This window comes from Kitasatospora sp. NPDC052896 (genome assembly GCF_044547075.1).
GTDB lineage: Bacteria > Actinomycetota > Actinomycetes > Streptomycetales > Streptomycetaceae > Kitasatospora.
The window spans coordinates 137,717-149,760 of the sequence record NZ_JBITZU010000014.1 but is presented as its reverse complement, the minus strand read 5'-3'; the positions used below and the strand labels follow the sequence as shown (position 1 = coordinate 149,760).

The 12,044-nt window shown below is 70.2% G+C and carries 11 protein-coding genes; 9 read left to right on the top strand and 2 right to left on the bottom strand.

Annotation, left to right across the window (positions count from 1 at the left end; genetic code table 11):
* Positions 1 to 7: 7 nt before the first annotated feature.
* The gene (locus ACIGXM_RS25400; protein ID WP_396564611.1) at positions 8 to 1,159 is read right to left on the bottom strand and encodes a serine/threonine-protein kinase; all 1,152 of its coding nucleotides are present in this window, start codon (positions 1,157 to 1,159) and stop codon (positions 8 to 10) included.
* 308 nt (positions 1,160 to 1,467) lie between these two features.
* On the opposite strand from ACIGXM_RS25400, the gene ACIGXM_RS25395 reads away from it, so the two are divergent.
* Complete coding sequence (locus ACIGXM_RS25395; RefSeq protein WP_396564609.1) at positions 1,468 to 2,412, top strand: DUF5655 domain-containing protein; 945 nt, start codon at positions 1,468 to 1,470, stop codon at positions 2,410 to 2,412.
* Between the two features lie 91 nt (positions 2,413 to 2,503).
* On the opposite strand, the gene ACIGXM_RS25390 is transcribed toward ACIGXM_RS25395, so the two are convergent.
* The gene (locus ACIGXM_RS25390; protein ID WP_396564607.1) at positions 2,504 to 3,250 is read right to left on the bottom strand and encodes a DNA-methyltransferase; all 747 of its coding nucleotides are present in this window, start codon (positions 3,248 to 3,250) and stop codon (positions 2,504 to 2,506) included.
* 585 nt (positions 3,251 to 3,835) lie between these two features.
* On the opposite strand from ACIGXM_RS25390, the gene ACIGXM_RS25385 reads away from it, so the two are divergent.
* The 8 genes from ACIGXM_RS25385 to ACIGXM_RS25350 all read left to right on the top strand — a co-directional run bounded on the left by ACIGXM_RS25385 (position 3,836) and on the right by ACIGXM_RS25350 (position 12,042).
* The gene (locus tag ACIGXM_RS25385; protein ID WP_396564605.1) at positions 3,836 to 4,978 is read left to right on the top strand and encodes a C40 family peptidase; all 1,143 of its coding nucleotides are present in this window, start codon (positions 3,836 to 3,838) and stop codon (positions 4,976 to 4,978) included.
* An 87-nt stretch (positions 4,979 to 5,065) separates the two neighbouring features.
* Complete coding sequence (locus ACIGXM_RS25380) at positions 5,066 to 5,374, top strand: DUF6112 family protein (RefSeq protein ID WP_396564603.1); 309 nt, start codon at positions 5,066 to 5,068, stop codon at positions 5,372 to 5,374.
* Positions 5,374 to 6,081, top strand: coding sequence for a hypothetical protein (locus ACIGXM_RS25375; RefSeq protein WP_396564601.1), 708 nt, complete (start codon positions 5,374 to 5,376; stop codon positions 6,079 to 6,081). Before ACIGXM_RS25380 ends, ACIGXM_RS25375 begins: the two co-directional genes overlap by 1 nt.
* A gap of 25 nt (positions 6,082 to 6,106) precedes the next feature.
* The gene (locus ACIGXM_RS25370; protein WP_396564599.1) at positions 6,107 to 7,504 is read left to right on the top strand and encodes an ATP-binding protein; all 1,398 of its coding nucleotides are present in this window, start codon (positions 6,107 to 6,109) and stop codon (positions 7,502 to 7,504) included.
* Between the two features lie 141 nt (positions 7,505 to 7,645).
* Complete coding sequence (locus ACIGXM_RS25365) at positions 7,646 to 9,103, top strand: SCO6880 family protein (RefSeq protein ID WP_396564597.1); 1,458 nt, start codon at positions 7,646 to 7,648, stop codon at positions 9,101 to 9,103.
* Positions 9,104 to 9,139: 36 nt separating this feature from the next.
* Positions 9,140 to 9,592 (top strand): DUF6238 family protein, encoded by a 453-nt coding sequence (locus ACIGXM_RS25360; protein ID WP_396564595.1) that lies wholly within the window; start codon positions 9,140 to 9,142, stop codon positions 9,590 to 9,592.
* A gap of 32 nt (positions 9,593 to 9,624) precedes the next feature.
* Positions 9,625 to 11,127 carry an ATP-binding protein gene (locus tag ACIGXM_RS25355; RefSeq protein WP_396564593.1) on the top strand — a complete coding sequence of 501 codons (1,503 nt, stop codon included), beginning with the start codon at positions 9,625 to 9,627 and terminating at the stop codon, positions 11,125 to 11,127.
* 138 nt (positions 11,128 to 11,265) lie between these two features.
* Entirely contained in the window at positions 11,266 to 12,042 is a 777-nt protein-coding gene (locus ACIGXM_RS25350) for a hypothetical protein (protein WP_396564591.1), read from the top strand.
* Positions 12,043 to 12,044: the final 2 nt, after the last annotated feature.

The following is a 12,044-nucleotide window of genomic DNA, read 5'->3' as shown; positions in this document are numbered from 1 at the left end:
CACCCTTTTACAGAGCGGATTGCGGAGCGTACGCCTTCAGAAGCTCGTCAGCGATCCGCTGCGACGCCGGAATCCGAGGACGTGCACGACGCGGCCCCTCCGGGGCTGCCTCCGTGTTCGCCGCTGCCGGGATCACGGGGGCCTGCTCGCCTGGGGTCTCCCCTGCAGCTGAACCGACGGCATCGCTCGCAGCATTAGCGGGAGCCTCCAGCGCGTAAGACGAGGGTTCCTCTGCCAGAAGCGCCCTCAGCCGCTCCTCGACCTCCAAGGTCAGCAACTCCGCGCCGGACCCACCAGGCGCCTTCGCACTTGTCCGAGCGATCAGCGCCTGCCGCGCAGAGACCGCTGCGACCCCCAGCACAGTCATGAGTCCGGTGCACTCATGCCCGACCTGCTCCAGCGTCGGCCGGTCCTCCGGCTCGTGCGCAAGCATTGAGGTGATCAGTGGCAGCAGTGGCTCCGGCACACCGCTGAGGTCCGGGGCCTGAGCCGGGTTGGCTACCTGAGCCACTATTGCTTCCCACCGGGTCCCGTCGTACGGATAGTGCCCAGCCGCCGCATATAGCAGCACGGTGCCCAACGCGTAGACGTCCGCCGCCGTGGTCACCCGTGGATGCCCCGAGGCCTGCTCGGGAGGCATACACCGCACCGTCCCGACGATCATCCCGCTGTGCGACAGGGACTCCTGCGTCGTGTCCGCGAACGCCGCGAGACCGAAGTCGATGATCACCGGCCCGTAGTCGCCCAGGATGACGTTCTGCGGCTTCAGATCACGATGCAGCAGGCCGACCGCGTGCACCGCGCCAAGCCCCTCCGCCAGCAAGGCACCGAGGCTTGCCACCAGGACCGCCGGCAGCGGCCCCTCGTCGTCCACCGCCTCCAGCAGAGTGCGACCCGGCACGTACTCCATCGCCATCCACGGCCGATCCGCATACGGGTCCGCGTCCAGGAACCGCGCGACGCGGCCGGTGCCCACCACCTCCCGAGCGACCCGCGCCTCCTTCTCGAAACGCGCCCGCGTCACCGGGTCCAGCCGATCTGCGCGGATCAACTTCACCGCGACGGGATCCCCAGCGGGTGAGTAAGCCAGGAAGACCTCACCCATGCCTCCGGCGCCCAGCTTCCGCGCCACCGTGAATCGGCCGATCCGCTCGGGCATCCCCGGCATGCTCCCACTCAGCCCTTTCGCACACGCGCGGCACTGCCACCGCCATGGTCGTCCCTGGTCAGCCTAGTGGCTGAAGCGCCCTCGCATGGCAGAGATCGAATACCTCCCAGATCCGGCCACCAGGGTGTCTTCCCCACCGCTCGATAGCGGCAGTGGGTCTGTGTCGGCGGCCCGGTCAGATATTGATGTGGGTCGGACCGCCTGAGGGGCCCACCAGGCGAATCACCTCGAAGTGGCTGGAATACCTGCCCACCGATCTTGATTGGTCCCCTCGAAGCAATCGTTGGAGGGGTGCGCAGGTGACCGACCTGAAGTTGTTTCGGCTCGATGCCGACAAGCGGGACGTCGAGGTGCAGGGATCGCTGGCGGCTCTGGAGTCGCAGCTGCAGGAGCGGATCGAGGCGAGCATGGAAACCATGCTCGGGATCCGTTTCCTGGCAAGCGAGTACCCGACTGGTCCGCTGCACCGCGGTCGGATCGACTCACTCGGGCTGGACGAGAACGGCACCCCGGTGATCATCGAGTACAAACGAGGCAACGATCCCGGGGTGATCGTTCAGGCGGTCTCATACCTCTCCTGGCTGGATGCCAGCCACCACGAGTTCCAGGCTCTGGTCAAAGACAAGCTCGGCGACGAGGCAGCCAACGCCATCAACTGGAGAAACCCTCGTGTGGTCTGCATCGCTGGGGAGTTCACCCGGCACGCGCGGACTGCGGTGCACAAGATGCATCAGCGTATCGACCTCGTGCGGTACCGGATCTTCGACGGTGGGCTGCTGAGCCTGCAGCTGGTCGAGTCCACGCCGGGAGGCGCCGGGGCACCTCGGCCGGCGACGGCTCGGCCAGCACCCGTCGACCTCGGCGGAGGCACAGATCCGTCCGGCGACGCCGAGATGAAGCCTATTGAGGAAGACCTGGCAGCCAAGCCTGCCGCCCTCCGAGCTCTCTACCAAGAGCTGCATGAGGCGCTTACGTCCTCGGGGGACGTGGAGGCAGAGGCCACGAAGCGCTACTTCGTCTTCCGTCGGTTCGTGACGGTGGCGACCGTGTGGTTCCTCAAGGCAGACACGATCATGCTCTACCTCAAGGTCGATCCGTCCACGGTCACGCTGGAAGAGGGCTTCACGCGGGACATGCGCGCCAAGAACCATCTCGGGACAGGGGACCTTGAAGTACGGATCCAGACCACGGAGGACCTGGAGAAGTCGAGGCCGCTGATACAGCTGGCCTTCGAGGCTGCCTGACCTACGACGAAGGGCGGCTGTCACATCGATAACTCGATGTGACAGCCGCCCTTTTGCGCCTCTGGTCTACCGGCTTCGGCCGTCGCCCGTCTCATGCCTCGGGCCCGGCCAGGACGAAGTCGTCCTGGGTTAGTTCGGCTCGCAGTCGCTGTTCGGCGACGTTGGCGTAGTGGGTGGAGAGTTCGACGCCGACGAACTTCCTGCCCTCCTTGAGCGCGGCGACGCCGGTCGAGCCGGAGCCGGTGAACGGGTCGAGGACGGTGCCGCCTTCGGGGCAGATCTTGACGAGCTGCTGCATGATCTCCACCGGCTTCTGGGTGATGTGGACCCGGTCCTTGCGGGGCTGGGAGGCGATGAAGTGCCCGGGGAGGTAGATCTCCCTGTTCTTGTTGAGGCTGCCCTTGACGCCCCAGGTGATGAATTCGGCGGACTGCTTGAAGCCGCCCTTGCGCGGGCGGCTGGCGGGCTTGATCCACGGGATTGTGCCGCACCAGGTCCACCCGGCCATCTGCAGGGCATCCGACGTGGTGGGCTCCTGCCTCCAGTCGGAGAAGACCATCGCGACGGAGTGCTCCTTCGAGGCCCGGTACCCCTCGGTCAGCAGGGCGGTCAGCCAGGCGCGGTACGAGCGCTGGTCGCGGTTCTCGCCGGGGAAGGTCTGCAGGTCGTGCGCGGAGCCGCTGGTGACGTACTTGGCGCGGGCGTCGCGGGCGGTGCGCTCGGAGCTGGTGCGTCCGCCGGAGTTGTACGGCGGGTCGGTGATCACCGCATCGACGCTCTCGTCGGGGAGGGTCTTCAGCACGGTGAGGGCGTCACCTCGGTGCAGGGTGTAGCTCATGCGCGGGGCCTCTTTCAGGGCGTGACGGAACTGGGCCCACTCCGAGCGACGCCGATGCGGCAGCCGCTCGGAGTGGGGATGCGCCGGAGGTTAGCCGCGATATCCGGTTGCACCTAATGAGGCGTCCGCCCGTTTCCGGGGCCCTTTCCGGGGTCGTTTGGTGCGGCCGGAATCCGCGTCTAATGTCTGGCCCGTCACCGAGGCGGAGCCCAGCTCCACCCCTGATGACCTGTGCTGATTCATGTTGTGCCGTCCAATTGCGGTGCGCTGTCGGCGCATTCGAACCCCGATTCCGTGATCCGAGGAGAGCCCCCCGTGTACCACCTGAGATTACGAGCGCGGCTGGCTGCCGCGCATGACCCGAGACCGGCGTCCGGGAGCTACCAACTCCCCTGACCCGGGCCCGCCTCCAAGGGGCGGATTCACAACGGCGCGGTGCCGGCGGCTTTGCGCGAGAAGCCGGCACCGCGTCTCCTACGACCAGCGAGGAGCCGCTGCGATGCAGCATGCCCTGATACACCCGCCGCCGCGCCCAACCCTTCATCCGGTCAAGGCCGTTCACGCCGTCGACTGTTGGCGGCGGCGATGAAGAAGACCGCCGGAGCCGTCGTCGGTCTCGCCGCTGCCGGTCCGCTGCTGCTGGCCGTTCCGGTCCTCGTCGCGGCAGCCGGATCCGCCGCCGCAGCCACGTCCTGTTCCAACAACGGTGCACAGGCTGTGGATACCTCGGCGGTGGCCTCTCAGGTGAAGGCCATTCTGGACGGCGGCGACAAGAGCACCGTTGCCGTGCCGGGGCTGGACAACCCGGCCGAGCAGGTGCCGAACGCCAAGACGATCCAGGCCACCGGTGTCGCGATGCACATCCCGGCTCGGGGGCAGATCGTGGCGCTGGCGACCGCGCTGCAGGAGAGCGGCCTGCGCAACCTCACCTACGGGGACCGCGACAGCCTGGGCCTGTTCCAGCAGCGGCCCTCCCAGGGGTGGGGCACCGCGGAGCAGATCCTCGACCCGGTGCACGCGAGCACCGAGTTCTACTCGGCGCTCCAGCAGGTTTCGGGTTGGGAGTCGATGACCGTCACCCAGGCCGCGCAGGCGGTGCAGGCTTCCGGCTATCCGGACGCCTACGCCAAGTGGGAACCGCTGGCCACCGCGCTGCAGAAGGCGATCGAGCCGCTGCTCGCCAAGACCGGCGCGACGCCGAGTCCCAGCCCCGCCAGCGGAAGCAGTCCCCCACCGGCCACGAGCGGCAGCGGTTGTACGAGCGGCGGGGACGGCTCCGGCTTCGGGGCCATCCCACCGGGCACCCTGCCGGCCGGATACACGATCCCGGCCGACGCCCCGCCCCAGGTGCAGACCGCGATCCGGTGGGCGCTGGGCCAGCTCGGCACGCCGTACCAGTGGGGCGGCACCTGTACCGCCCCTCACGGGCCGGACCCGATGGCCAGGTGCGACTGCTCGGCGCTGATGCAGGCGTCCTACCGCGCGGCCGGGGTCACCCTCGGGCGGACGACCTACGAACAGGTCACCGACGGCCAGCCCGTCTCGGTCGACTCCCTCAAGCCGGGTGACCTGCTGTTCACCGAGGGAACGGCCCAAGCGCCCAATCACGTGGGCATGTTCATCGGCCAGGGCCTCGTCGTTCAGGCCCCGCACACCGGCGACGTGGTCAAGATCTCGACCCTCGCCGACTGGAAACCGCAGATTCTCGCGGCCCGCCGCGTCGTCTGACCGGCGCTTCTCCCCTCCCCCCTTCACCGCACCGCCTCTTCCCCCGATCCGGGCTAGCGCGTGCCATAAATAGAACTGGAGTTCGACATGTATCTCGCCAACAAGGCCATCCAGCTCGCCTACGACCCGGGCATCCAGCCGAACGAAGGCGGCCTGCCCGGCCTCGCGGTCCTCAAGCAGGTGATGGGCTCGATCAACCTGTTCGGGATCATCGCCGTCGTCGGAGCGCTCGCGGTGAGTGCCGGCGTGTGGGCCTGGGGCCACCACTCGGGCGGTCACCAGGCCGAGGCCAACGGCAAGAAGGGCGTCCTGGTCAGCGCGGGCGCTGCCCTGCTGCTCGGTGCGGCGAACGGCATCGTGGCCTTCTTCTCGGCGCTCGGCGGTCAGGTCCACTGATGCGCGAGCGTTCCTTTGCCGCTGACCGTAGCGGCAACCCCGGCGGCGCATCTCGCGTGCGCCGCCGGGCGCTGCTCGGCACCGCCGCTCTGGCCGTGCTCGTTGCCCTCGCCGGGCTGCTCGCGTATCTCACCCGCGACGGCAGGACGCCCGCCAAGGGCCCTTCTGCCCTTGCGAGTTCCGCGTCTTCCCCCTCCGCCGCGCCTTCCGCCACCTCGGCTTCGGCCTCACCCGGTGATCGCGCTGCCCTGCCCATCCCACCCGCCACTCACGATCCGATCGCCTTCGGCAAGGCGGCGGCATCCGCGCTGTGGACGTACGACACCCGCTCGTACGCGCAGCCCGAACTGCTGGCCGCACTGCACAACTGGATGCCGTCGGACGCCAAGTACGCCGACACCGCCTCGGTCGATGCCCTGGTGCCCTCGCCGGTCCTGTGGGGCCGGATGGCCGACAACGGCCAGTACGCGACCGCGAGCGTGAACGAGGCGCACTTCCCGGCCTCGTTCACCCAGGCTCTGCAGTCCGATCCGGGGGCGATCACGCAGGCGTACGTCTACGCCGTCACCGTCTCCGGCCAGCAGTCGATCGGCTGGAACGGCACGCCAGCCGGTGGCGCCGAGGCCCGCTCGACGACTCTCGCCGTGCAGTGCCGCCCGTCCCAGAACTGCACGCTCGCCGGCGTCTTCCCGACCATCTCCCCCTGACCCCTTCCTGAAAGGAGGTACCCCCATGGGTGTCTGTGACCTTCCCCTGATGAACACGGTCTGCGACGCGGCCAACTTCGTCTCCGATCCCGGCAAGTCGATCACCGACGGCATCGGCGCGTGGATCGCCAAGTCCGCCGGCGAGCTTGCCGCCAGCGCGGCCGACCTCGCCGCGAAGGCCGTCAACGCGACCACCAGCATCGACCTCAACGCCCCCTGGTTCCGCGACAACTACGCCCTGCTGCTGCCCATCGGACTGTCGATCATCGTCGGCACGTTCTGCATCCAGCTGATGTTCGCCGCGTGGCGCCGGGACGAACGCGCCCTCGCCCAAGCCGCGATCGGCACCATGACCGGCGTTCTGTTCTCCTTCTGCGCGATCTCCTTCACCAGCGTGGCGATCACTGTGGTGGACGGGCTGAGCGACGGCCTGTTCCAAGCCGCCAACACGTCCGTGGAGGACGCGATCCGCCGCGTCGTGAAGGTGAACGAACTCGGCGCGATGTACGGACTCGGTTGGGGCGTGCCGTCGTTGGTCGCACTGGGCTGTGCGATCGGCGCCTTCCTCTACTGGTGCACGATGGTGGCCCGCAAGGTCGGCGTCCTGATCCTGGTCGCCCTGGCGGTCTTCGCCGGCAGCGGCGGCGGCTGGGAGGTCGCCAAGCGCTGGCGGCGCGGCTGGATCGAGGCCACCGCCACGCTGGTGGTCAGCAAGCTGCTGATGACCGTGGTGTTCCTGATCGGCGTCTCCGCGATGGGCAAGAGCGATGCCAAGGACGGCATGTCGGCCCTCTCCGACGCTATGGCCGGCATCGTCGTGATGGTCCTGGTCCTCCTCTGCCCTTACGCGACCTACAAGTTCGTGCACTGGGCAACGGACAACGGCGGGCACGACGACCTGCACCGCACCGGCGTCGCCGGGATGGCGGTCGCCGCAGGCGCGGCCAAGACCGCGGCGAGCCTGGCGATGCAGGTGGGCACCGGCACACCCGCACCGCAGGGCCCCTCCCAGGTTCCGGGCATGGGCCAGGACGGTGTCGCCTCCGGGATCGACCCGTCCGGGCGGTTCAGCAAGGAAGGCATCGACGCCGGGCCGCCGGCCATGCCCACCAAGTTCCGCTTCGGCGAGGACCCGAGCGCTGGCGGCGACCGGGGTCGTGGACTCATCCAGCGTCCGGGCATCCCCGCACTCATCACCCGGGCACCCAGCGGTGAGGGCAATTCCGGTTCGGAGGCGGCTCAGGCCCCGGAGGCAGGAGGCTCCCCCAGCCAGAGCACACCGCCCGCCGAGGGATCGCCGGTCGGCCAGCGTTCGGACGCCACCGCCCATGCTCCGGGCTCCGCACCAAGCGGACCGCCGCCGCAGGGCTCGCCGGCACCGCAGCGCTGGGTCTTCCCCCAGCAGCCGCCCTCCGGTTCCTGACCACCCGCCGCCTCGGGGCGGGCTGCTGACCCCACGGCCACAGCCCGCCCCGCCTACCCCCAAACAGGAGTTCCGCCATGGCTTCCAGAAGATCCCCGCGCCCGCCGCCCCCATCCGCCCGCTCGCACCCCTGGATCCCCGATGTCTGACACCTCCCCTGCCACGGTGAAGTTCCCGCACCGCTCCAAGCGCGGCATCCTGCTCGGCCTGACCGCTGCCCAGCTGATCGTCGCCTCCCTCGCCGGCCTTCTCCTGCTCGCTGTCGTCCTGTCCCGCGGCGTGGTCGGCGCACTCGAACTCACCCCGCTGTGGGCCGCCGTCGCCCTGTTCGTCCTCGTCCGCCACCGTGGCCGCTCCCTGGCCGACTGGGCACCGATCGCCACCCGCTACGCGCTGCGGCGCATGCGCGGCCAGCTGGTCTGGCTCGCCCGGCCCTCCCGGCGGCCGGTGCGCGAGGGCCTGCTGCACCTGCCCGGCACCTCCGCGAGCCTTCGGGTGGTCACCGCACCCGACCGCCGGTACGGCGCGGTCCACGACCCGCGCGCCGGAACGCTGACCGCAGTCGTCAAGGTCAGCAGCCGCGCCTACGCGCTGCTCGACCCCGCCACCCAGAACGCGAACGTCGGCGGCTGGGGCCGGGCGCTGGCGGCGCTCGCCCGCACCGGGCACATCGCCCGCATCCAGGTGATCGAGCGCACGATGCCGGCCTCGGGCGATGCGCTTCGGCGCTACTGGGAGAAGACCGGCAACCCCGATGCTCCGGTCGCCGGCCAGATCTACAGCGAGCTGGTCAAGAACGCCGGACCGGCCGCCGCCCCGCACGAGGCATACGTCGCCGTCTCGCTGGACTTCAAGGCGGCCCGGCGGCTGATCAATCAGGCCGGTGGCGGCCTCGCCGGAGGATTCTCGGTGCTGGCCCAGCTGACCGCCACCTTCGACCAGGCCGCCCGCACCGCCGGTCTCAACCCGGTCGGCTGGCTTTCCGCGACCGAGATCGCCGCCGTGGTGCGCACCGCGTACGACCCCAAGTCCCTGACCGGGCTGGAGCGCTGGTCCTCATCCGGCCGCCCGGAGGCCGACCCGGCCGCCGCAGGGCCCGTGGTCGTGGTCGAGAAGGCCGGCCACATCGCCACCGACTCCGCCGTCCACTCCACCTACTGGGTCGAGAACTGGCCGCGTACCGAGACCAGCCCCGGGTTCTTGCACCAGCTGCTCTTCAGCGGCGGGGTCCAGCGCACCCTGTCGCTCGCGTACGAGCCCAAGGGCCTGGACGCGGCGATGCGCGACGTCCAGCGCAAGAAGGCCAGCATCATCGCGGACTCCGCCGAGCGCGCCCGCCGGGGCCAGGTCGACAGCGAAGCCGACTCGGTCGAGTACCAGGACGTCAAGCAGCGCGAACGCCAGCTCATCGCCGGCCACGCCGACGTCGCCCTCACCGGCCTGCTGACCGTGAGCGCCGACACCGAGGACGAACTTCGCTCGGCCTGCGCCGTCGTGGAGACCGCCGCCGTCGCCGCCCAGCTCGACCTGCGCCCGCTCACTTGGCAGCAGGCCGAGGCGTTCACCACCGCCGCGCTCCCCCTCGCCCTCGCCGCCTGAACCACCCATCCCCACTTCGCTGGAAAGAGCACCGCCATGCCCCGCACCACCACTCCCCTCGCGGAGGACTTCCTTCCCTTCGCGACCGCGGCGGTCGACTTCCACCGCACGCTCAACATCCCCGCAGGCCCGCTGGTCACCTCACGCACCGAGCTGGACAGCCTGCACGCCCACCTCGTCTCCCTCCACACCCTGCTCGACGCCCACGCCGGCCGGACCGGAGCGCTCGTGCCGATCGAGGGCGAGCAGCTGCGGGCCGCCCGTACCCGGATCTGGCAGGCGACCGACCACGTGCACGCCGCCTACCACGCCTCTCCCCGGCCCGGCACCGCCGAGGTGCCCGACCGCGAGGCATGCCAGGCCGGCCTTCCCGAAGGCGCACCCGAGCTGACGATCTGCCAGCGCCACCAGCGCACCGCACACCGCGTCCGGCGCCACACCACCCCGGCCGACCTGCACACCCCGTTCACCGGCCTCATCCGCCGCTAACCCTCTCCCGCCACCCATCGGAGCCCATCGCCATGCCCAAGACCCGCGCCAGTGCCAGCCCCCTCTTCGTTCCCCGCAAGTCCTCCCGCTCCGAACTGCGCTCCGCCCGGCGTGACTTCGACCTGGCCCGCCGCAAGGCCCGCCTCGCCGAGACCCCGCCCGAGCGCGAGCAGGAGGGAGTCGATCCGGAGCTTCGGGCGACCTATCCGCCGTCAGGGCGACCGGGCCCGACCTCCGCCCGAGGCGGCAAGGTCCACCTGCCGGCCCACCGGATGACCACCGCCGTGGCGAGCGGGGCCTATCCGTTCCTGGCGGAGGGCGGCCTCGGCTCCGAGGGGATGTTCGTCGGCCGGGACGTCCATGCGGAAGGCTCGTTCTGCTTCGACCCGTTCAGCCTCTACAACAGCGGCAAGGTCGAGGGCTTCACGAACCCCAACGCCGTGCTGGCCGGGATCATCGGCATGGGCAAGTCCGCACTGGCCAAGTCGATAGCGACCCGGTCCATCGCCCACGGCTACAAGGTCTACGTGCCGTCCGATCCAAAGGGTGAGTGGACGCTGCTCGCGGACGAACTCGGTGGGCGGACCATCGCGCTGGGGCCCGGGTTGAAGGGCAGGCTCAACCCGCTCGACGCCCCCGCGCGGCCGGACGGCGTGAACGAGGAAGACTGGGCGGGCGAGGTCCGCAAGCGGCGCCTCATGCTGCTGGCCGGCCTTGCCCGCACAGTGCTCGGGCGCGACCTGCTGCCGATGGAGCACACCGCCCTCGACCTCGCGCTGGACCTGGTGGTCGCCGACGCCCAGGCGAACGGCACGGTGCCGCTACTCGGCGAGATCGCGCACACCCTTGGCTCTCCCGAGCGCCTCGATGCCGCGCTCGGCGAGCAGGGCGGGCGGATGGGTCCGGCCGCCGAGGACCTCGCCCACGCTCTGCGACGCCTGGTCCACGGTGACCTGTCCGGGATGTTCGACGCCCCGAGTACCTTCACCTTCGACCCGAGCGTCCCCATGCTGACGATCGACCTCTCCCGCCTGGGCGGCAGCGGCGACGACACCGCACTCGTCCTGGCGATGACCTGCGCGAGCGCCTGGATGGAGTCCGCGCTCGCCGATCCGCAGGCCGGTCGCAGGTGGGTGATCTACGACGAGGCGTGGCGGGTGATGCGCCATGTCGGCCTGCTGGAGCGGATGCAGAGCCAGTGGAAGCTCTCCCGCGGGCTGGGCATCGCCAACCTGATGGTGATCCACCGGCTGTCCGACCTGCTGTCCGCCGGCGATGCCGGCTCGCGCGGCCGGGTGCTGGCCGAGGGCCTGCTCGCCGATTGCAGCACGCGCGTCATCTACCGCCAGGAGAGCGACCAACTCGCCACCGCCGCCTCCCTACTGGGGCTGACCGGCGTCGAGACCCAAGCGGTTGCCTCGCTCACCCGGGGGCGCGGCCTGTGGAAGGTCGCCGGGCGGAGCTTCATCGTGCAGCACATCCTGCACCCCGCCGAGAAGGCGCTCTTCGACACCGACGCCCGAATGACGCCGTGAGCGTCGAGCTGACCGCCGCGACTGCCCGCTGACCCCAATCCCAATTCAGTTCAGGAGTAATCCCGTTGAACCGCACCGGCAGATCCCGCCCCCACCACGCGCTCTCCCCCAACCCCCCTCCCCTCGGACGGACCTGCCATGCCCAACCCCAATCTCGACCATGCCCGCTTTCAACCGGACATCGCCATCGGCCGCGACCCCGGACTCGGGATCTGCGCAGCCAACCCGCGCCAACTCGCGGGCGCCGACTGGATGCTGGAACGCCTGGGATTCCGGCGCGTCCCCGACAGCAAAGTCATGTATGCGCTGGCCGACCAGCATCTCGACGGCCAGGGCCGCGCCACCACCGCCGTGGACATGCTCCGGAATGCCGGTTACAACGTGCACGCCGACAGCGGCCTCGACCCGGAGCCGGCGTCCACCCGTTGGATGGTGAACGGGCGCTCCGAGCCGGACGTCGCGTTCGCCGAGCACCCGAAGCTCGGTGTCGTCGCCGCTACCGCCGACACCATGAACGCGGTTGAACGCGGTGGAGCGATCCTCGAAGCGCACGGCTGGCGCTTCGACTACGAGCTGGACGTCTACACCTTGCCCGCCGCCACCGAGCGAGGTGAGGCGTTCGGCAAGCTCGCCCGAGCCACAGCTGCGATGCAGCGGGCGGGCGACCTGCAGGTCGCCGTCCAGCCGCAGCTCGCCGAGGCCGCCACTCGAGGCGCTCGGGCTCCGGCAGCCTCTGTCCGGCACGAAAACGGCCAGGGCTTCACCACCCACCGGTTCCCGCTCAACGCAGCCGCCCTCGCCGCGAGCCCGGCCCGCGCCGGTGTACCGGGCAAGGCGCCGGCCGCCGAGCCCAGCTCCTCCCTCCCGGCTGCGCGTCCTGTGGACCCGCGCATCGCCTTCTCCCGCCACCGCTGACC